The sequence below is a fragment of the Bacillus sp. RCC_6_1 genome (assembly GCF_041360755.1).
Lineage (GTDB): Bacteria > Bacillota > Bacilli > Bacillales > Bacillaceae_G > Bacillus_A > Bacillus_A cereus.
In genome coordinates, this window is record NZ_JBFUPV010000003.1 from 1 (window position 1) to 19,471 (window position 19,471).

Genomic DNA, 19,471 nt, shown 5'->3' on the forward strand with positions numbered 1-19,471 from the left:
ACGTTTCACGTTGTTTGTTTCGTTCAGTTTTCAAAGAACTACTTGGTCGCTCATTTGCGACTTCCTTATGTTAACATCTTCGTTTTTCGATGTCAACTAAGTTTTTCAATTTCTTTTTTGTCGTTTTCTGCGTTTCCGCATCAGCGACGGTTATTAATATATCATGGTGAAAAATGAAATGCAACACCTTTTATAAACTTTTTTTAAAACTGCCCACATTTCTTTTTTTATATCATATACTTAAACGAAATATCTCTTTCATGTATGAGCAATTCCTACATATATTTTATATAAAGTTACTCTATCAAAAGACGTTTCTTTCTATAATAAGCGTTTTATTCATATAGCATATCATACAAGGAGGAATATATATGGACTATACCGATTTATTAATCAAACTAGGTCTCTCGGCTATTTTAGGATTTGCCATTGGTTTAGAACGCGAATTAAAACGGAAACCACTTGGTTTAAAAACGTGTTTAGTTATTTCTATTATTAGTTGCCTCCTAACGATTGTTTCTATTAAAGCAGCTTATAACTTACCACATACCGATCATATGAATATGGATCCACTTCGACTTGCCGCTCAAATTGTATCAGGAATTGGTTTTTTAGGTGCTGGCGTAATTTTAAGAAGAGGCAACGATAGCATTGCAGGGCTCACGACTGCCGCTATGATCTGGGGTGCTTCTGGTATTGGTATTGCTGTTGGGGCCGGATTCTATATTGAAGCGATATTCGGAATGTGTTTCCTTATGATTAGTGTCGAACTTATACCACTCGCGATGAAATATGTAGGCCCTAGATCATTTCGTCAACGTGATATCGCTGTGAAACTTGTTGTACGAAATATGGACAATATCCCAATCGTAATTGAAGAAATAAAAGAAATGGATATAAAAGTTAAGAATATGAAGCTTAAAACATTAGAAAACGGTTCTCACTATTTACATCTTAAACTGTCCATTGATCAAAAAAGACATACTGCTGATGTTTACTATGCTCTCCAGCATCTTGAAAGTGTCCAACAAACTGAAGTGGAAAGTATGTAACGTAAAACAAACTCTCTTTAATTAGAGAGTTTTTCTTTTTTCTATAATGGCAACAATGAATGTAGTCCTACAAAGTAAGGAGGAATAGGCAATTGAAATCCCGTCCGAATTTAGTAGATACATTTCGTGATTCCATTATTTTTCGTTTAATTTGTTTTATTATTGTACTGACTGCTTTTTCCGGTTTTCTTATACATAGATTAGAACCTTTTCATTTCACTACATGGTTTGACGGAATTTGGTGGTCAATCGTTACCATTTTTACAGTTGGATATGGCGACTTTGCTCCCCATACGACGATAGGAAAACTAATAGGTATAAGTATTATTTTATTAGGAACTGGCTTTTGTTCTTATTATATGGTGCTGTTTGCTACTGAAATGATTAATAAACAATATATGAAAATTAAAGGTGAAGAAGCCGCTACTTCTAACGGTCATATGATTATCGTTGGCTGGAATGAGCGCGCAAAACATGTTGTAAAGCAAATGCACGTATTACAACCAAACCTTGATATCGTTTTAATTGATGAAACACTTTCTTTACTCCCAAAACCATTTCATCATTTAGAATTTATAAAAGGTTGTCCGCATCACGATCAAACTTTATTAAAGGCTAATATTGCAACGGCACACACCATATTAATAACAGCTGATAAAGAAAAAAACGAAAGCTTAGCGGATACACAGTCCATTTTAAATATTTTAACTGCAAAAGGGCTCAACCCAAACATTCACTGCATCGCTGAACTTCTTACTTCTGAACAAATACAAAATGCAACGAGAGCTGGCGTGTCAGAAATTATAGAAGGAAATAAATTAACGAGCTATGTATTTACCGCTTCTCTTTTATTCCCTTCCATTTCAGGTGTACTATTTTCACTTTACGACGAAATCTCTGATAATAAATTACAACTGATGGAGCTTCCATCGTCCTGCACCGGACAAACTTTTGCCAATTGTAGCTATACTCTTTTAAAGCAAAACATTCTCTTACTAGGTATAAAGCGCGACGAACAATATATGATTAATCCAGTTCATTCCTTTGTTCTCATTGAAAGCGACATACTCATTGTTATTCACCATTAGTAAAATGACGCTCTAATTCTTGCATGAGCACTTTCCCAATATTGATATATTTTCTTTTCACATCTCCATCTGGATCTTTCGGCTCAGCAAATTGATCCATTCCACTTGTTCCAGCTGTTAAAGTATTCACATTATCATCTAGTTCGTCTTGATATACGTGCGAAAGAATATACGGCGTTCCAAGACGAACTATTACGCCTGGTACATCTAGTTCTCCATCAATGGCTGTAAATGGAACTCGTAAAAATTGATACCCATCTTCTTCATCGATTTTGTAATCGAAGCATCCTTTATCATAATCCCAATTACCACCAATGCTATATCCAAGTGGTTTCATAATCTCTTCTAACTTATATAACGCATATGTACGTCCTTCTAAATTTGATTGAATCGGAATCAAGCCCATCCCTCCTAGACTTTTCCTTTAGCATACCCACTTTAGTTTGAATATACTGATAGACTTTTCGATAAAATAATAAAAAGCGACCGGATTCCGGTCGCTTTTTATTATTTTAAACGCTCTTCTAATTCTGCTTTTAATTCTTCAAATCCTGGTTTACCAAGTAAAGCAAACATGTTTTTCTTATATGCTTCTACTCCAGGTTGGTCAAATGGATTCACGCCTAATAAGTAGCCGCTCATCGCACATGCTTTTTCGAAGAAGTATACAAGGTAACCGAATGTGTACTCATTTAATTCAGGAATATTGACGATTAAGTTTGGTACTCCCCCGTCGCTATGTGCAAGTAATGTACCTTCGTATGCTTTTGTGTTTACGAAGTCTACAGTTTCACCAGCAAGGTAGTTTAATCCGTCTAAATCGTTTTCTTCTGATTCGATTGTTAGTTCATGTGTAGATTTACCTACTTTAAGGACTGTTTCAAATAAGTCACGACGACCTTCTTGAACGTATTGACCTAATGAGTGTAAATCAGTTGAGAAGTTTGCTGAAGATGGGAAAATACCTTTTTGATCTTTTCCTTCACTTTCACCAAATAACTGTTTCCACCACTCAGCGAAGTATTGAAGTGCTGGTTCATAGTTAACAAGCATTTCAATTGTTTTTCCTTTATTGTATAAAGCGTTACGAACTACTGCATATTGGTAAGCTGGATTTTCTTCTAGTTCTGATGTTCCGAAGTCATCACGACCAGCAGCTGCACCTTTCATCATCTCTTCAATATTTAAGCCACTTACTGCGATTGGTAATAAACCAACTGGCGTTAATACAGAGAAACGACCTCCAACATCATCTGGAATAACAAATGTTTCGTAACCTTCGTTATCAGCTAATGTTTTTAATGCACCACGCGCTTTATCTGTAGTTGCATAAATACGTTTGCGAGCTTCTTCTTTTCCATACTTTTCTTCTAATAACTTACGGAAGATACGGAATGCTAGTGCTGGCTCTGTTGTTGTACCTGATTTGGAAATAACGTTAATAGAGAAGTCTTTACCTTCTAATACGTCCATTAAATCTTTCATGTAAGTGGAGCTAATGTTTTGTCCAACAAATAGCACTTGTGGAGTTTTACGTTGTTCTTTAGAAAGCGTGTTGTAGAAAGAATGGTTTAACATTTCGATTGCTGCACGTGCTCCTAAGTAAGAACCACCGATACCTACAACAAGTAAAATGTCAGAGTCATTTTTAATTTTTTCTGCGCATTTTTGAATGCGAGCAAATTCTTCTTTGTCATATTGAAGCGGAAGGTCTACCCACCCAAGGAAATCGTTCCCAGCTCCAGTTTTTTCGTGGATTGCGTGATGTGTTACTTTCACTGCATCACGTAAATAAGTGATTTCATGTTCACCGATGAAGGATAACGCTTTAGAATAGTCGAACGTTACATGTGTACTCATCTTTTTCCCTCCAATTATGGATATGTATTTCTGTATTCACTTTAGCGAAACTGAAGTTGTAAATCAAGCGATTCAAACATTGTAAACGTAACCAATATATATTTTTTAGAAAAAGTTCATTTTTTGCATAAAAATTCGCATTTTTCGGTATAGATGTATATACATCTTCTTTCAAACATTTTTTATGTATAAAAACAACATAACTACCCCATTCTATAAAAGAGTTAATTAACTCATCGCTTGCTCATGCTTCACAATTAAGGGGGGCTTTTTCATGAGTACTTTACAACGTATCGCATTAGTCTTTACTGTAATTGGCGCTGTGAACTGGGGACTAATCGGGTTTTTCCAGTTTGACTTAGTAGCAGCCATTTTCGGTGGACAAAATTCAGCTCTTGCACGTATTATTTACGGCATCGTTGGTATATCTGGGCTTATCAACCTTGGTTTACTGTTTAAACCATCTGAAAATCTTGGTACGCACCCAGAAACAAACGAAATTCGATAATCAGTATGTCCTTTCACCTCCGACATACGAATATGATTGCATGCAATCATATTTGCAAATATATATCATAAGATAAAGTAAAAGAGGAACGCTCATATGCGTTCCTCTTTTACTTTGTTAACTCGGACTCTTCAATCCATTCTGCCAACTTTTCTCGCAGCGTATTAAATCCGTTTTCAGATGGGTTCGGTATAAGAATCCTTCCTTGTTTTCTTTTCGCCGCTTTTAACGATAAACTCATTTTTCTGTGCTCTTCATCAATTGAAAGTACCTTTACTTCTACTGTATCGCCGACCTTTAAAAAGTCATGAATATCCTTTACATATCCATTTGTAATTTCAGATATATGCACAAGCCCTTGTGTTTCTGCATCTAACGCTACAAACGCACCGTAATCTTGAATTCCAGTCACTTTCCCTGTTACAACCACTCCTGTTGTATATTGTTCTGACATATGAAACACTCCCATACGTTTACCATTCTCTCTACAATTATAGAGAGCAAAGCAGATATATTTATTTTAAATATCCGATTGGTTAGTACGCATTCTAGATAACGTTATCTAGAATGCGTATACCTTATATTAGTAAATTATACCACTATGACAGAACTCATTCAAAATTCATGAAAAATTTCCCTTAAAGAAGTATAATTATCCAATATTGGGATAGACTACTAACACATGGCTTTCTAGTATTCCCCCCCTTTTATGGACAAAACGTATTACGTTTTGTCCTTTTTTTATTCTCTACAAACCGTTCCATTCTCTTCATTGCTTCCATAAGTTGTTCAAGCGATGTTGCATAAGAACAACGAATAAAACCTTCACCACTTTCGCCAAATACGCTACCAGGGACAACAGCCACTTTTTCTTCCAGCAATAACTGTTCTGCAAATTCCGCTGAAGATAATCCTGTTGAAGATATAGAAGGGAAAACATAAAATGCTCCGCCTGGCACATGACACGTTAAGCCCATTTCATTGAAAGATTTCGTCATGAAGTTACGACGCTTCTTATAACTATCTCTCATTCGAATCACTTCATCGTTCCCTGCGCGTAACGCCTCAAGTGCTGCAAACTGAGACATCGTCGGTGCACACATCATTGAATACTGATGGATTTTGAGCATTAATTCTGAAAATTGAACAGGAGCTGCAATCATACCGAGACGCCATCCTGTCATCGCAAACCCTTTTGAAAATCCCGAAATTAAAATCGTATGCTCACGCATATTTTTAATACTCGCGAAACTTGTATATACTTCGTCGTATACAAGCTCTGCATAAATTTCATCAGATAATACAATTAGATTGTACTTCTCAACAATCACTGCTATTTCTTCAAGCTCGGATTTATTTAGCATTGCACCTGTCGGGTTATTTGGTGAACAAAGCAAAATCGCCTTTGTTTTCGCTGTAATAACTGCTTCAATTTGTTCTGGTAGTACTTTAAACTCGTTTTCTAAAGTAGTCGCCACAGGAACCGGAACTCCTCCAGCTAATGTCACAAGTGGTGCATAAGAAACGAAGCTTGGTTCAATAATGAGCACTTCATCATCAGGATTTATAATGGCGCGCATCGCTACATCTAACGCCTGGCTCGCTCCAACTGTAACAATGATTTCATCACTTGGGTCATAAGATACTGCAAATTGTTTTTTTAGATACTTTGCTATTTCTTGACGGAGCTCTAATAATCCTGCATTTGCTGTATATGACGTATACCCTTGTTGCAAAGAACGAATACATGCTTGCCTTACATTCCAAGGGGTAACAAAATCTGGCTCTCCTACCCCGAGGGAAATAACACCTTTCATATTTGCTGCTAAATCAAAAAATTTTCGAATACCAGATGGTTTTAAAGATTCTGCTGATCTAGATAGTTCAAATTGCTTCATGGTGTCACCACAATTCGCTTATCATCATCGTCTTTTTCATAAATAACACCCTCATGTTTATACTTCTTCAAAATGAAATGAGTAGTTGTAGAAACGACAGATTCAATTGTTGCTAATTTCTCAGAAACAAACATCGCTACTTCCCCCATCGTTTTCCCTTCTAATGTAATAGAAAGATCATATGTCCCTGACATTAAATAAACGGATTTCACTTCTGAATAACGATAAATTTGCTCAGCAACCGCATCAAATCCAACGCCGTGCTTTGGCGTAACTTTCACATCGATCATTGCCGTTAAACCTGTATGTTCTTTCACTTTCGTCCAATCGATATGTGTTACATAATCCACAATAATCTTTTCATTTTCTAATCTCGCAACCATCTTCTTTACTTCTTCTACTTCTATATTTAACAGCTTCGCTAATGTATCTACAGATAATCGACTACTCTTTTCAAGACAAACTAATAATTCTAATTCTTTTTCTGTCACCATATAAATCATCCTTCCTTTTCGTTTGTGTCTAAATTATACAAATACCCTTTCAAGTTTGAAAAGAAGATTTTTCTATTGAATTATGTCAAAATAAAGTGAAACTTTAATCAGCGGAAAAATGCGGGATAAAGCGAAAGGGGATGGAACCGTGAAACCAAAAGTTTATATTGCTGAACCAGTTCCAACATTTGTAGAAAACTATTTATCAGAACACTGTGATTATGAAAAATGGGATCAAAATGAGAAAGTACCTCGTGATGTTCTATTAGAGAAAATACAAGATAAAGATGGGTTATTAAATTTCGGATCTGCTATTAATGAAGAATTACTGACAGTAGCTCCTAACTTAAAAGTAGTGAGCAACATTTCTGTCGGTTACGATAATTTTGATTTACAAGCGATGAAAAACCGAAATGTTATCGGAACGAATACACCCTACGTATTAGATGATACAGTAGCTGATCTCGTTTTCGCCCTTATGTTATCAGCTGGGCGCCGCGTTTGCGAACTCGATTCTTACGTGAAAAATGGTGAATGGAACGCTGAAATCGGAAAAGAACACTTCGGACTAGATGTACACCATAGCACAATTGGTATTATCGGTATGGGCCGAATTGGAGAAGCCGTTGCAAAACGAGCAAAATTCGGATTTGATATGAATGTTCTTTACTATAACCGCCGTCGTAAAGAAGAAGCTGAACAAAAATTCGATGCTACATATTGTGATTTACAGATGCTACTGAAGCAGTCTGACTTTATTGTTCTTCTTACTCCATTAACAGATGAAACATATCACCTTATCGGAGAAAAGGAATTTTCATTAATGAAAGACACAGCAATCTTCATTAATGCTTCTCGCGGCAAAACAGTAGATGAAAAAGCGTTAATCCATGCTTTAACAGAAAAGAAAATCTTTGCAGCAGGTATCGATACATTTACACAAGAGCCGATTCAAAAAGATAATCCACTCTTATCATTACAAAATGTTGTGACTTTACCACATATCGGATCTGCAACATTAAAAACTCGTCAGCAAATGGCCATGACCGCCGCTGAAAATTTAGTTGCAGGGTTACAAGGAAAAACACCGCCTAATATTGTTCGCGGGTAATGCTGAATAAACGAAAGGCAAGATGACATCGTCATCTTGCCTTTTTTTGTTAACATATTTTCTTCTTCCTTGGAGATGATATGAACAAAAATCAATGGAGTGACAAAAAATGAATCATAAATATACTTGTCCTTATTTCACTTTTTCCACTCGCGGCACTACTGTTCATTACGAATTGTATGAACATGATAATAAAACAGAACGTCCTACTTTCATACTCGTTCACGGCTTTTTATCTTCCTCATTCAGTTACCGCCGTCTCATTCCTTTACTATCGAAGGAAGGAACAGTCATTGCTCTTGATTTACCACCGTTCGGAAAAAGTGATAAGTCTCATCTGTTTAAGTATTCTTATCACAATTTAGCAACGATTATTATTGATTTAATTGAACATTTATCTCTCTCAAACATTGTATTAGTTGGGCATTCTATGGGTGGGCAAATTTCTCTCTATGTAAACCGTATACGTCCTGAACTCATTTCAAAGACGATTTTACTATGTAGCTCGAGCTATTTAGCTCGCGCAACCTTACCTTTACTATACTCTTCTTATTTACCGTTCTTTCATTTATACGTAAAGAACTGGATTATAAGGCGCGGCATTGTTCATAACTTAATGAATGTCGTTCATGATCACTCATTAATTGACGATGAAATGAAAAAAGGTTACTCCGCTCCTTTTTATGACGACCGTATATTTCCCGCTTTAACTCGCATGATACGAGACCGTGAAGGTGACTTATCTTCAACTGAATTACAAAAAATCGAAACACCTATCCTACTCATTTGGGGTGAAAAAGACCGCGTCGTCCCTGTACATGTAGGTCATCGTCTACACAAAGATTTACCGAATTCAAAATTTATTTCTTACGAAAATACAGGACATTTACTACCTGAAGAAAAGCCTGAACATGTTTATGAAGAAATTATCGCTTTTTCCGCGCAATAAAATGAAACTCTAATCAGCCTCCACCTAACTTCTTTGCTTCCACTAAATTTTGAGGTGAAGGTCTTACTACCCAGCAAATAGCGGGATAATATAAAAAAGGCTGTCGGAAATCCCGACAGCCTATAATGAACAGCTTCCGCCTTCTTTTATTACAAGTAATTCCACAGCTAATTTCTCACATTTTTCAAGCGCAGGTACTTCCTCAAAAGACATAAAGTATATATGTTGAATCTTCTTTGCGATATATTTTGGATCGTCAAACACACTTATGACGCTCACAACATCGCTCGCTTCTGTTTCATAAAACTCCGGTCCCATTTGAAACGGATCCCAATTCTTCACAACCTCTATCATCTTTTCATATGTACCCATTCGCTTCCCGCCTTTTCACTTTTTAATACTTTTCTTTATCCTATCACATCAGCTATTCTATAAGAAGAGAGAGAACTTTCATAACTTATTGGTTTTACAGAAGAAGGGAGCAAACTTATGCAACTATTTCATAAAGCAATCAATCGACGTGGAACGCATAGTATAAAATGGGATACATATAAAAACGAAGAACTTATCCATGCTTGGATTGCTGATATGGATTTTGAAGTACCAAAACCAATTCAAACTGCCTTAAAACAACGAATCGAACATCCGATTTTTGGCTATACACTTCCTCCCGAAAATATTGGAGATATTATTTGTAACTGGACAAAACAACAATACAACTGGGATATTCAAAAAGAATGGATTGTCTTTAGCGCCGGAATCGTTCCAGCTCTTAGTACGAGCATACAGGCTTTCACCAAAGAAAACGAATCTGTTCTCGTACAACCACCTATTTATCCTCCATTTTTCGAAATGGTCACAACAAACAACAGGCAGTTATGCGTGAGTCCATTACAGAAACAAAATGATACATACGTGATAGACTTCAAGCATTTAGAAAAGCAGTTTCAGCAAGGCATCAAACTCATGCTTCTTTGTAGCCCTCATAACCCAATCGGACGCGTTTGGACGAAAAAGGAACTTGTGCAGCTCGGATCGTTATGTACTAAATATGACGTAATCGTTGTGGCGGATGAAATTCATTCCGATATCATTTATGCAGACCATACACATACACCGTTCGCTTCTTTATCTGAAGAATTAGCAGCTCGCACGATTACTTGTATGGCTCCAAGTAAAACATTTAATATCGCTGGATTACAAGCGTCGATCATTATCATTCCAAACGAAAAACTCCGTCACGCCTTTACTGCTATCCAGTATAGACAGGGCTTCCACGGGTTAAATATCTTCGCTTATACAGCGATGCAAAGTGCCTATACAGAATGTAATGATTGGCTAAACGAAATTCGATTATATATAGAAGATAATGCTCAATTTGCTTATGAATATATTAAAACTCACATACCTGCTCTTTCCGTAACGAAGCCAGAAGGTAGCTTTTTATTATGGATTGATTGTTCTCGTCTAAAGCTTTCTCAAAACGAGCGTACCGCACTACTTGAGGAAAAAGGAAAAATCATCGTTGAACCTGGTGAGAAATACGGGTTAGGTGGCGAAGAACATATTCGAATTAACATCGGCTGTCCACGATCTGTTTTAGAAGAAATTTTAAACAGACTGCATCATACGTTTTCATAATAAGAAAGGAGTCTGCCCCTAATCATTCTTGGGGCAGACTCCTTTGTCATATTTTGTCGGTAAGTCGATATATTTCAATAATCGCTGATATATTTCAAGTTACGGTCTATATATTCCAATAATCGCCGATATAATTTGAGTTACAGTCGATATATTCCAATAATCGCTGATATACTTTCAATTACATTTCACAAAGAAAGCTACCATTCACGGTAGCTTTTACTTTTTCTTCATATCCGATGCTTTTTTTACAATTACGCCACAAGCAATTCGATCCCCTGATTTACCTGTCGGTTGTGTCATACCATCATCAGGGTTTTCTGTAATAATAATAGACGCTCCATCTTTTCTATGAATCGTCGTTTTTCCTTCTTCGAGCGTTATATGCGGCGCATCGATTTCTGCTTTAATTTTCCCAGAACCGTCTGCAATTACGTTCGGTAAATCACCGTTTTCTGCACCCTTCGGATTGAGCAGTCCATGCTTTTTATTATCAGGGTTAAAATGATTCCCAGATGATTCAAAACGCGGTGCTTTACACTCACCAATTTCGTGCACATGTATGGCGTGCGGGCCTGGCGTGAAACCTTCCCCTTTAATCTTAATTTTCACTCCGCTTGTTTGCTGAGTTACTTTCGCAGTCCCCACTTCATCACCTGAAGCATTATGTAATTTCACGTCAATTTCTTTCGGCTTTCCTTGGTCACAACCTGCCATCAGAAATAGTAAACAACAACTGAAAAAAAGCCGTTTTTTCATTTTATTCCCTCCAAAATATATTCTGCCCTTAGATTGTCCGAGCATAGAGGGAAACATACAAAAATGAGTTACTGTTTCTTTTCAGCTAACAGCTTTTCTTCAACTTTCTGTAATCGCTCTGCTTCTCGTTTTGATACACGAATGAACATACGCCACGTAGCAATCGCACCGATGATAAATAGAACACAAACAATTCCCGGAATAATATATTCTGTTTTATCTTCCGGAAAATATAAAGGCATCATACGGAACACTCCTTATTATAGGATTCGAAAAACATCAGAATTTTCTGTTATATCACTTTAAATTATAGTTGAACCGGTCCATATTCTCAAGGGTCGTTCCGAAAGCGAATGATTTCTTTGACTCCTTCCCTCACTTTCCTTACTATAAACTTGAGGTGAAAAATATGAGAGAAACATTTGAAATTGGCGAAATCGTTACTGGTATTTATAAAACAGGAAAATACATTGGCGAGGTTACAAATAGCCGTCCTGGCAGTTACGTCGTAAAAGTATTAGCTGTTTTAAAACATCCGGTGCAAGGTGACTTACATAACGTAAAACAAGCTGACGTACCATTTTTCCACGAAAGACGTGCTTTAGCTTTTCGTGAGCAAACGAACATTCCAGAACAAATGGTGAAGAAATATGAAGGAGAAATTCCGGATTATACAGATTCACTAAAATTAGCATTAGAAACTCAAATGAATTCATTTTCTGAAGATGATTCACCTTTTGCAGAGCGTAGTCTAGAAACATTAGAACAGTTAAAGAAAGACTACAAACTCTAAAAAACAAAACGACCAAATTACATAATGTGCAATTTGGTCGTTACTGTGTGCTCACTTTCTTTAACACTTTTGAAAAATCAACAAGTTCTCCTAATGTTGGAGGTGCTGGTTTTACTAAATACTCTTTATCTTTTTCTACTAGTTTAAAAATGTTGTACGTCGTCATTGCATCATCAAGCGCACAATGATGCTTCCCTGTCCCTACTTTTCCATACGCCTCAATTGCTTTCCATAATCCTGTTTGATTTCTTTCTCCAAAAAACTTCTTATACTCAAGCGATAAATCACGACACTGTCCGAAGAATGGAAAAGCTATCCCTGCCATTTCACAATTATGCTTCAGCACTTTCATATCCATATTTCCCCACGTTACAATTGTCGGTTTACATTTCGTTTCGTATTCTGAAAGCTTCTTAACGAGTTCAGGAAATGAAATCCCTTTATCCACGACTTCTTGTTTTATTCCTAAAAACTTCTTACATCGATCCGTTAAAGAGGGAAATGTTTTCGGCCTAACATGTGATGAATACGTATCTTCTACCTTACAGCCAGCAACTGAAACGAGTCCTACCTCAATAATCTCTGGAAAAAATCCTTTCGGTTTCTTTCTATGCTGGGGCATCGTAAACTCAAAGTCTAAAAATAAAAATCGTTGTTCATCCATACGATCCCTTCCTTATCATTTTTGTCATTCCTTTCTATTTGACACTCCTACACGAACAAGCTCGAATGCTAATTCCATTTTAAATATTCAGATTGGATGTATCTTATATATATGTCAAATGCCCACAAATATTTTAAAAAATAAGAAAAAATGACCTATGCAGAAAATATGACAAAATCTCTCCTTTCATTTACATCCGCCATTTTCCTACTTTATAATGACGTTATGTGTGTTTCTTCTAGAGCATTTTTGACACACTAAGAAAAAGTGAATGAAAGGAGATGAGATTTTTGCACGAAACAACGCAAGAACTCGCTAACTGGCAGTATTATTTTGCTATCGCAGTCTTTTTAATTACATATGCCATTATTATTTCTGAAAAAATTAATCGCGCTGTCATCGCACTTCTTGGTGCAGCACTCATGGTAATTGTGGGGGTCGTCGATTTACATAACGCCTTTACGAAACATATTGAATGGGGAACGATTACGCTACTCATCGGTATGATGATTTTGGTGAACATTACGAGTAAATCAGGTGTCTTCCAATACGTTGCCATTAAAGCAGCAAAAGGGGCACAAGGAAATCCAATTAAAATTTTAATTTCACTTTCCTTACTTACCGCGCTTGGCTCCGCATTTTTAGATAACGTTACAACTGTACTTCTTGTTGTTCCAGTTACTTTATCTATTACGCGCATACTGCAAGTAAATCCTGTTCCTTATTTACTTTCTGAAATTATTTTTTCAAACATTGGAGGAACAGCAACATTAATTGGTGATCCACCTAACATTATGATTGGTTCTGCAAATAAGCATTTAGACTTCAATGCTTTCCTATTGAATCTAGCACCTATTGTAATTATTATTATTGCAGTTACAGCGATAATACTTTACTTCATGTATCGCAAACAATTAATTGCCGATCCTGTACAAGTTAAAAAATTAATGAGCTTAGATGAAAAACAATACATTAAAGACCCAGTATTAATGAAAAAATCTTTAACGGTACTTGGACTTACGATTGTAGGTTTCATGACTCATTCTATTTTCCATATCGATGCCGCTATTATCGCCTTAACTGGTGCTACTGTACTTATGTTAATTGGTGTGAAAGAGCATGAAATTGAAGAAGTATTTGCAAGCGTAGAGTGGGTAACAATCTTCTTCTTCGCAGGGTTATTCGTACTTGTTGGAGGACTTATCGATATCGGTCTTATCAAAATGTTAGCTCAAAAAGTAATTGGTATAACAGGCGGAGATATTTCTTACGCATCCATCCTTATTTTATGGGTATCTGGTATCGCCTCTGCAACAATTGATAACATCCCATTCGTCGCAACAATGATTCCACTTATTAACGATATGGCAGTTGGGCTAGGCTTATCACCATCTGACGCACAAATCGATGTATTATGGTGGGCATTAGCACTAGGTGCTTGTCTGGGCGGAAACGGAACATTAATCGGAGCTTCTGCTAACGTAATCGTTGCAGGTATCGCGAGCCGCGAAGGACATAAATTTAGTTACATGGACTTCCTAAAAGTCGGTTTCCCAATTATGATCGTTTCATTAATCATTTCTCACATTTATATTTATTTACGCTACCTTATGTAGTAGAAAAAGCGCTCTGATAATCAGGGCGCTTTTTTACTTATAGCTACTTATCAACAAAAATGAAAAATCTACTCTTTATATCTCACCGGTTCATTTCGAATAATAAATAAGTGAATCGGTAAGAACACCGAAAATGTGATTACATGAATAATCGTAAATAATATAGAGTTCGTTCCGTATCTGTCTAAAATAGCGTAGATAAGATAAATGGACAATACAATCGATACAGCTGTTGCTAGTAAACTTATAATTGGTACGAAATTAAAAATGAAACATGCAACATATATGCCGAATACTTTCCACCCTGCTTCTTCCTTCAAAAAATCTGGTAATTTATCTTTCGCTAAGTCCCCCCACGTCTTACTATTCAAAAACGGAATAAACGCAAGCACCCCGTCCGTTGCACCATCATTTTTCGCCATCGAATAAAGTGCAAAAGCCGTTAACAAATATGAAATAATTGCCCAAATCAATATAACAAGAATAAACGCAAAACTAAGAGCAAAGAAACCTGCTAGTACGCCTTGATCCTCCATCTTATCCTCTCCTCTCTACTTTCAACATATTTCATTACATTGCAAGTTATGTTTTAAAATTTATCCAAACTCTTTGTATAATAAGAGAAGAAAGAGAATAAGAGAGGAGAAACACGTATGCATCCATTTGTAAAAGCATTACAAGAGCATTTTACAGCTCATCAAAATCTTGAAAAAGCAGAACCCATGGCTCGTTATATGAAAAATCACTTCCCATTTCTAGGTATTCAAACACCGGAAAGACGCCAATTATTAAAAGACATCATTCAAATACATACTCTCCCAGATAAAAGAGACTTCCAAATTATCGTACGTGAACTTTGGGACTTACCAGAACGTGAATTCCAAGCGGCTGCACTTGATATTATGCAAAAATATAAAAAGCATATAAACGAAACACATATCCCCTTCTTAGAAGAATTGATTGTAACAAAATCTTGGTGGGACACTGTCGATAGCATCGTACCTACATTTTTAGGTAATATCTTTTTACAACATCCAGAATTGATTTCTGCCTATATCCCAAAATGGATTGCATCAGATAACATTTGGTTACAACGTGCCACTATTTTATTCCAACTCAAATATAAACAAAAGATGGATGAAGAACTTCTTTTCTGGATTATTGGACAACTACATTCTTCAAAAGAATTTTTCATTCAAAAAGCAATTGGCTGGGTCCTTCGTGAATATGCAAAAACAAATCAGGATGTAGTTTGGGAATACGTGCAAAACAATGAGCTCGCTCCATTAAGTAAGCGTGAAGCAATTAAGCATATTAAGCAAAATTACGGAATAAATAATGAAAAAATAGGCGAGACTCTATCATAGATAGACGCGTTCCTCTATTGAGATTTAAAAAAGAACGTGTTAGAATATGTTCATTATTATTAATATAAGTAGCGATGACGGACTTATAAGTACTTGCATAAAAAGCGATTCAGGGATAGTGAAAGCCTGAAGACGCAAGGAAACGGCAGTCTCGAGCAATACATGATAAAGTGGATGCACCTTTTGTGTATCAACTAGGGTGGAACCACGGGCAAACGCTCGTCCCTAGGCAAATAAGCCTTGGGATGAGCGTTTTTTTATGTTCTTTTTAACATATACTGCCCGTTTCCAAAGTATCAGAGTATGTCATCGCCAATACGTTAACTTTCAAAAGGAGGATTTTCTTATGTATTCAATGGAACAAGTTGTAAACTTAGCGAAACATCGCGGTTTTGTTTTCCCTGGTTCTGAAATTTACGGTGGTCTTGCAAACACTTGGGATTACGGTCCACTTGGAATCGAATTAAAAAATAATGTTAAAAAAGCTTGGTGGAAAAAATTCATTCAAGAATCTCCACACAACGTTGGTTTAGACGCAGCTATTTTAATGAACCCTAAAACTTGGATCGCTTCTGGTCACGTTGGTAACTTCAACGATCCAATGATCGACTGTAAAAAATGTAAAGCTCGTCACCGTGCTGACAAATTAATTGAGGATGCTTTAGATGCAAAAGGCATCGAAATGGTTGTTGACGGTCTTACTTTCGACCAAATGGCTGACTTAATGAAAGAACATGAAGTAAAATGTCCTGATTGCGGTAGTGAAGAATTTACTGAAATCCGTCAGTTCAACTTAATGTTCAAAACATTCCAAGGTGTTACAGAGTCTAGCACAAACGAAATCTTCCTTCGTCCTGAAACAGCACAAGGTATTTTCGTAAACTTCAAAAACGTTCAACGCTCTATGCGTAAAAAGCTTCCATTTGGTATCGGCCAAATCGGTAAGAGTTTCCGTAACGAAATCACACCTGGTAACTTCACATTCCGTACACGTGAATTTGAACAAATGGAACTTGAATTCTTCTGTAAGCCTGGTGAAGATTTAGAGTGGTTCGCATTCTGGCGTGAAACTTGTAAAAACTGGTTACTTTCACTTGGTATGTCTGAAGAGAGCATGCGTCTTCGTGACCACGGTGAAGAAGAGTTATCTCACTACAGTAATGCAACAACTGACATTGAATTCAAATTCCCATTCGGTTGGGGCGAACTTTGGGGCGTTGCATCTCGTACAGACTTCGACTTAAAACGTCACATGGAACACTCAAACGAAGACTTTAACTATATCGATCCACAAACGAATGAGCGTTACGTACCATACTGCATCGAGCCATCTTTAGGCGCAGACCGCGTAACATTAGCATTCTTATGTGATGCATATGAAGAAGAGCAATTAGAAAACGATTCTCGTACAGTTCTTCGTTTCCACCCTGCTTTAGCACCATACAAAGCAGCTATCTTACCATTATCTAAAAAGCTATCTGAAGGTGCTACTGAAGTATTCGCAGAATTAGCTAAAGACTTCATGGTAGACTTTGATGAAACTGGTTCTATCGGTAAACGTTACCGTCGTCAAGACGAAATCGGTACACCATTCTGTATCACATACGACTTCGACTCAGTTGAAGACAAAGCTGTTACAGTACGTGACCGTGACACAATGGAACAAGTTCGTATGCCAATTAGCGAACTAAAAGGTTTCTTAGAGAAGAAAATCCAGTTCTAATTATAAGAAAAAGAGGCTGCTCATAAGAGCGCCTCTTTTTTATTTTTCACGTTTTTCTTTAATTGCTACTGTACATCTTGATATACATAGTAAATCATCATTTTCATCAATAATGCGAACATCCCAAACCATTGTCGATTGTCCTCTATGTATTGGTGTTCCAATCGCTGTTACAATTCCATCTTTCTTTGAGCGAATGTGGTTCGCATTAATTTCTAATCCGAAACAAATACATTTTTCTTGATCAATTAAATTATATGAACCAACACTTGCCACTGTTTCTGCTAATGCAACCGATGCACCACCATGTAAAAATCCAAATGGCTGATGCGTACGCTCATCAACAGGCATCGTAGCAACCACCTTATCTTCTGTCATCTCTAACAACTCAATTCCAAGTGAATCCATTAAAGTTTTTGCCATATCGCTTCCCCCTTCTCTTACTTTAATTAAATGTATAATTTTACCTATTTATTTTCAAACTACTTATAACACTTATATAAGGAGGCTTCACCTAAATGAAACAGAAATTTTGTATATTACTGCTTATGTTCTCCTTGCTGACTATTGTACCAAATTGTGCAATAACAGCCAAAGCATCTAACCTGACAATCGATGTTAAGACTGTAACGCAAAAAGGTAAGAAACCTTATATAGAATATCAAATAAACAGGCCTTCTTTTCACGAATTTTCTGACTCTAAATTTCAAAATAAACTCAATTTATACTACAAAAAATCCACTGACAAATTTAAAACCAAATTAGAAAAAGAAGCAAAAAAATATTATAAAGAGACAGAAGGATCTAGTACACCATTTCATCCGTACGTAGCAAATGTTGATTATAAAGTCTCTTTAAACAAACCACCTTTTCTTAGCCTATATGTGAATTACTATCAATATACTGGCGGAGCACACGGTCTTTATACGTGGAAGGCAAATACATTCGATTTAAACGAAAAAAAGGTACTGCACTTAGACGATTTATTTGAACAAAAGGATAAATATAAAGATGTAATCCGTGCGGAGATTGTACGACAAATTAAACAAAATGAAAGCATTTATTTTCCTGATGCAACTGAAAAAGTAATGAGTATGAAAAAATTCCACTTCTTTTTAGAGCCAGACAATCTCGTCATTTATTTCCCTTTATATGAGATTGCTCCCTATTCAAGTGGAATTCCGCAATTTCGTATTCCATATACGTTGCTAAGAGACTATTTAAAGCCTTCTTATCAAAATATTTTGATTGACAACAAGTAAATATTTTCGCTACGATAATGTTAACCTAAAAACAACAGGAGGTTAACATTATGAGAAGATTTCATGTTTTAGATTTAGCATTAGCTGCCATGTTCGTTGCTCTTATGGCAATCGGTGCAAATATTGTATCTTGGGCACCATTCCTTCAAGTAGCAGGCATCCCATTATCTATGCAACCATTTTTCGCAATTTTAGCAGGTCTTCTTCTTGGAAGTAGACTTGGTGCCTTATCCATGACTGTATATATGCTCGTTGGCGTAGCCGGCGCACCAATCTTCGCTAACTTCAAAGCTGGATTTGGAGCACTTTTAGATCCTACTGGTGGTTTTATTATCGCATTTATTATCGTTGCTTACGTATCCGGAAAACTAGTAGAACAAAAAGGAAGACCAACATTCATTACATTTGCAATTGCCTCTTTCACAGGAATTATTTTAACTTATATAATCGGTACTACTTACATGTACGGGGCAGTCAATCTCTTTATGGGCGGTAATATGAGCTATAAAGCTGCTTGGATGATTATGATGTGGTTTGCAGTAAAAGATATTGCATTTACAATTATCGGTGCTATTATCGCACCTCGCATATATTATGCTGTGCGTCGTTCTGCTTATCAGCATTCTCATTCGACGATTTCATAATAAAAAAATGAGTTATTTCAGTATACTGAAATAACTCATTTT

23 protein-coding genes are annotated in these 19,471 nt (G+C 36.5%); 12 read left to right on the plus strand and 11 right to left on the minus strand.

Features of this window, described 5'->3' with window-relative positions; translation table 11 throughout:
* The first annotated feature begins 371 nt into the window (after window positions 1-371).
* Both AB6801_RS12110 and AB6801_RS12115 read left to right on the plus strand, forming a co-directional pair.
* Complete coding sequence (locus tag AB6801_RS12110; protein WP_000386676.1) at window positions 372-1,052, plus strand: MgtC/SapB family protein; 681 nt, start codon at window positions 372-374, stop codon at window positions 1,050-1,052.
* Between the two features lie 92 nt (window positions 1,053-1,144).
* Window positions 1,145-2,140 carry a potassium channel family protein gene (locus tag AB6801_RS12115; protein WP_000842320.1) on the plus strand — a complete coding sequence of 332 codons (996 nt, stop codon included), beginning with the start codon at window positions 1,145-1,147 and terminating at the stop codon, window positions 2,138-2,140.
* Here AB6801_RS12115 and AB6801_RS12120 read toward each other — a convergent pair.
* Both AB6801_RS12120 and AB6801_RS12125 read right to left on the minus strand, forming a co-directional pair.
* Window positions 2,127-2,540, minus strand: coding sequence for a YugN-like family protein (locus tag AB6801_RS12120; protein WP_000612334.1), 414 nt, complete (start codon window positions 2,538-2,540; stop codon window positions 2,127-2,129). The genes AB6801_RS12115 and AB6801_RS12120 overlap by 14 nt on opposite strands.
* A gap of 107 nt (window positions 2,541-2,647) precedes the next feature.
* A complete protein-coding gene (locus AB6801_RS12125; protein WP_000103658.1) occupies window positions 2,648-4,000 on the minus strand; it encodes a glucose-6-phosphate isomerase in 1,353 nt (450 codons plus the stop codon).
* A gap of 274 nt (window positions 4,001-4,274) precedes the next feature.
* Here AB6801_RS12125 and AB6801_RS12130 point away from each other — a divergent pair, with 274 nt between their 5' ends.
* A complete protein-coding gene (locus AB6801_RS12130; protein WP_000105788.1) occupies window positions 4,275-4,508 on the plus strand; it encodes a DUF378 domain-containing protein in 234 nt (77 codons plus the stop codon).
* A 109-nt stretch (window positions 4,509-4,617) separates the two neighbouring features.
* On the opposite strand, the gene yugI is transcribed toward AB6801_RS12130, so the two are convergent.
* The 3 genes from yugI to AB6801_RS12145 form a co-directional block, all read right to left on the minus strand.
* Window positions 4,618-4,962: a S1 domain-containing post-transcriptional regulator GSP13 gene (gene yugI / locus AB6801_RS12135; protein ID WP_000003764.1), complete on the minus strand. Its 345-nt coding sequence runs from the start codon at window positions 4,960-4,962 to the stop codon at window positions 4,618-4,620.
* A 253-nt stretch (window positions 4,963-5,215) separates the two neighbouring features.
* A complete protein-coding gene (locus AB6801_RS12140; RefSeq protein ID WP_016110870.1) occupies window positions 5,216-6,406 on the minus strand; it encodes an aminotransferase in 1,191 nt (396 codons plus the stop codon).
* Window positions 6,403-6,900 carry an Lrp/AsnC family transcriptional regulator gene (locus AB6801_RS12145; RefSeq protein WP_135238356.1) on the minus strand — a complete coding sequence of 166 codons (498 nt, stop codon included), beginning with the start codon at window positions 6,898-6,900 and terminating at the stop codon, window positions 6,403-6,405. The genes AB6801_RS12140 and AB6801_RS12145 overlap by 4 nt, the downstream gene beginning before the upstream one ends.
* A gap of 118 nt (window positions 6,901-7,018) precedes the next feature.
* Here AB6801_RS12145 and AB6801_RS12150 point away from each other — a divergent pair, with 118 nt between their 5' ends.
* On the plus strand, window positions 7,019-8,011 hold the full coding sequence (locus tag AB6801_RS12150) for a 2-hydroxyacid dehydrogenase (RefSeq protein ID WP_097797008.1): 993 nt from the start codon (window positions 7,019-7,021) through the stop codon (window positions 8,009-8,011).
* Between the two features lie 109 nt (window positions 8,012-8,120).
* Entirely contained in the window at window positions 8,121-8,960 is an 840-nt protein-coding gene (locus AB6801_RS12155; protein WP_001015858.1) for an alpha/beta fold hydrolase, read from the plus strand.
* Window positions 8,961-9,080: 120 nt separating this feature from the next.
* On the opposite strand, the gene AB6801_RS12160 is transcribed toward AB6801_RS12155, so the two are convergent.
* Window positions 9,081-9,332 (minus strand): YugE family protein, encoded by a 252-nt coding sequence (locus tag AB6801_RS12160; protein WP_000537645.1) that lies wholly within the window; start codon window positions 9,330-9,332, stop codon window positions 9,081-9,083.
* Between the two features lie 117 nt (window positions 9,333-9,449).
* Between AB6801_RS12160 and AB6801_RS12165 the strand changes: the two genes are divergently transcribed.
* Window positions 9,450-10,601 carry a MalY/PatB family protein gene (locus AB6801_RS12165; protein ID WP_001175819.1) on the plus strand — a complete coding sequence of 384 codons (1,152 nt, stop codon included), beginning with the start codon at window positions 9,450-9,452 and terminating at the stop codon, window positions 10,599-10,601.
* A gap of 219 nt (window positions 10,602-10,820) precedes the next feature.
* On the opposite strand, the gene sodC is transcribed toward AB6801_RS12165, so the two are convergent.
* Window positions 10,821-11,360 (minus strand): superoxide dismutase [Cu-Zn], encoded by a 540-nt coding sequence (gene sodC, locus AB6801_RS12170; RefSeq protein WP_097856212.1) that lies wholly within the window; start codon window positions 11,358-11,360, stop codon window positions 10,821-10,823.
* Between the two features lie 68 nt (window positions 11,361-11,428).
* Window positions 11,429-11,605, minus strand: a complete 177-nt coding sequence (locus tag AB6801_RS12175) for a hypothetical protein (protein ID WP_000982757.1) — start codon at window positions 11,603-11,605, stop codon at window positions 11,429-11,431.
* 164 nt (window positions 11,606-11,769) lie between these two features.
* Between AB6801_RS12175 and kapB the strand changes: the two genes are divergently transcribed.
* A complete protein-coding gene (kapB, locus tag AB6801_RS12180; RefSeq protein WP_001209340.1) occupies window positions 11,770-12,153 on the plus strand; it encodes a kinase-associated lipoprotein KapB in 384 nt (127 codons plus the stop codon).
* Window positions 12,154-12,193: 40 nt separating this feature from the next.
* On the opposite strand, the gene kapD is transcribed toward kapB, so the two are convergent.
* Complete coding sequence (gene kapD, locus AB6801_RS12185) at window positions 12,194-12,817, minus strand: 3'-5' exonuclease KapD (RefSeq protein ID WP_000344358.1); 624 nt, start codon at window positions 12,815-12,817, stop codon at window positions 12,194-12,196.
* Window positions 12,818-13,107: 290 nt separating this feature from the next.
* On the opposite strand from kapD, the gene AB6801_RS12190 reads away from it, so the two are divergent.
* Window positions 13,108-14,433: an ArsB/NhaD family transporter gene (locus AB6801_RS12190; RefSeq protein ID WP_000545231.1), complete on the plus strand. Its 1,326-nt coding sequence runs from the start codon at window positions 13,108-13,110 to the stop codon at window positions 14,431-14,433.
* A 68-nt stretch (window positions 14,434-14,501) separates the two neighbouring features.
* On the opposite strand, the gene AB6801_RS12195 is transcribed toward AB6801_RS12190, so the two are convergent.
* Entirely contained in the window at window positions 14,502-14,969 is a 468-nt protein-coding gene (locus tag AB6801_RS12195; protein ID WP_000390061.1) for a hypothetical protein, read from the minus strand.
* Between the two features lie 117 nt (window positions 14,970-15,086).
* Here AB6801_RS12195 and AB6801_RS12200 point away from each other — a divergent pair, with 117 nt between their 5' ends.
* Both AB6801_RS12200 and AB6801_RS12205 read left to right on the plus strand, forming a co-directional pair.
* The gene (locus AB6801_RS12200; RefSeq protein ID WP_000553303.1) at window positions 15,087-15,800 is read left to right on the plus strand and encodes a DNA alkylation repair protein; all 714 of its coding nucleotides are present in this window, start codon (window positions 15,087-15,089) and stop codon (window positions 15,798-15,800) included.
* A gap of 346 nt (window positions 15,801-16,146) precedes the next feature.
* Entirely contained in the window at window positions 16,147-17,523 is a 1,377-nt protein-coding gene (locus tag AB6801_RS12205) for a glycine--tRNA ligase (protein ID WP_000287147.1), read from the plus strand.
* Window positions 17,524-17,562: 39 nt separating this feature from the next.
* Here the strand turns inward: AB6801_RS12205 and AB6801_RS12210 are convergent, their stop codons facing one another.
* Window positions 17,563-17,946, minus strand: coding sequence for a hotdog fold thioesterase (locus AB6801_RS12210; RefSeq protein ID WP_001140612.1), 384 nt, complete (start codon window positions 17,944-17,946; stop codon window positions 17,563-17,565).
* Window positions 17,947-18,041: 95 nt separating this feature from the next.
* Between AB6801_RS12210 and AB6801_RS12215 the strand changes: the two genes are divergently transcribed.
* Together AB6801_RS12215 and AB6801_RS12220 are read left to right on the plus strand one after the other, a co-directional pair.
* Window positions 18,042-18,785, plus strand: coding sequence for a DUF3298 and DUF4163 domain-containing protein (locus AB6801_RS12215; protein ID WP_000810318.1), 744 nt, complete (start codon window positions 18,042-18,044; stop codon window positions 18,783-18,785).
* 50 nt (window positions 18,786-18,835) lie between these two features.
* Window positions 18,836-19,429, plus strand: a complete 594-nt coding sequence (locus AB6801_RS12220; protein ID WP_098432099.1) for a biotin transporter BioY — start codon at window positions 18,836-18,838, stop codon at window positions 19,427-19,429.
* Window positions 19,430-19,471: the final 42 nt, after the last annotated feature.

Excerpts from the sequence above, each read along its gene's own strand:
- AB6801_RS12110 (WP_000386676.1), top strand. The coding sequence starts at position 372 with ATGGACTATACCGATTTATTAATCAAACTAGGTCTCTCGGCTATTTTA.
- AB6801_RS12125 (WP_000103658.1), bottom strand. The coding sequence starts at position 4,000 with ATGAGTACACATGTAACGTTCGACTATTCTAAAGCGTTATCCTTCATC.
- AB6801_RS12130 (WP_000105788.1), top strand. The coding sequence starts at position 4,275 with ATGAGTACTTTACAACGTATCGCATTAGTCTTTACTGTAATTGGCGCT.
- yugI (WP_000003764.1), bottom strand. The coding sequence starts at position 4,962 with ATGTCAGAACAATATACAACAGGAGTGGTTGTAACAGGGAAAGTGACT.
- AB6801_RS12140 (WP_016110870.1), bottom strand. The coding sequence starts at position 6,406 with ATGAAGCAATTTGAACTATCTAGATCAGCAGAATCTTTAAAACCATCT.
- AB6801_RS12145 (WP_135238356.1), bottom strand. The coding sequence starts at position 6,900 with ATGGTGACAGAAAAAGAATTAGAATTATTAGTTTGTCTTGAAAAGAGT.
- AB6801_RS12150 (WP_097797008.1), top strand. The coding sequence starts at position 7,019 with ATGCGGGATAAAGCGAAAGGGGATGGAACCGTGAAACCAAAAGTTTAT.
- AB6801_RS12155 (WP_001015858.1), top strand. The coding sequence starts at position 8,121 with ATGAATCATAAATATACTTGTCCTTATTTCACTTTTTCCACTCGCGGC.
- AB6801_RS12160 (WP_000537645.1), bottom strand. The coding sequence starts at position 9,332 with ATGGGTACATATGAAAAGATGATAGAGGTTGTGAAGAATTGGGATCCG.
- AB6801_RS12165 (WP_001175819.1), top strand. The coding sequence starts at position 9,450 with ATGCAACTATTTCATAAAGCAATCAATCGACGTGGAACGCATAGTATA.
- sodC (WP_097856212.1), bottom strand. The coding sequence starts at position 11,360 with ATGAAAAAACGGCTTTTTTTCAGTTGTTGTTTACTATTTCTGATGGCA.
- AB6801_RS12175 (WP_000982757.1), bottom strand. The coding sequence starts at position 11,605 with ATGATGCCTTTATATTTTCCGGAAGATAAAACAGAATATATTATTCCG.
- kapB (WP_001209340.1), top strand. The coding sequence starts at position 11,770 with ATGAGAGAAACATTTGAAATTGGCGAAATCGTTACTGGTATTTATAAA.
- kapD (WP_000344358.1), bottom strand. The coding sequence starts at position 12,817 with ATGGATGAACAACGATTTTTATTTTTAGACTTTGAGTTTACGATGCCC.
- AB6801_RS12195 (WP_000390061.1), bottom strand. The coding sequence starts at position 14,969 with ATGGAGGATCAAGGCGTACTAGCAGGTTTCTTTGCTCTTAGTTTTGCG.
- AB6801_RS12200 (WP_000553303.1), top strand. The coding sequence starts at position 15,087 with ATGCATCCATTTGTAAAAGCATTACAAGAGCATTTTACAGCTCATCAA.
- AB6801_RS12205 (WP_000287147.1), top strand. The coding sequence starts at position 16,147 with ATGTATTCAATGGAACAAGTTGTAAACTTAGCGAAACATCGCGGTTTT.
- AB6801_RS12210 (WP_001140612.1), bottom strand. The coding sequence starts at position 17,946 with ATGGCAAAAACTTTAATGGATTCACTTGGAATTGAGTTGTTAGAGATG.
- AB6801_RS12215 (WP_000810318.1), top strand. The coding sequence starts at position 18,042 with ATGAAACAGAAATTTTGTATATTACTGCTTATGTTCTCCTTGCTGACT.
- AB6801_RS12220 (WP_098432099.1), top strand. The coding sequence starts at position 18,836 with ATGAGAAGATTTCATGTTTTAGATTTAGCATTAGCTGCCATGTTCGTT.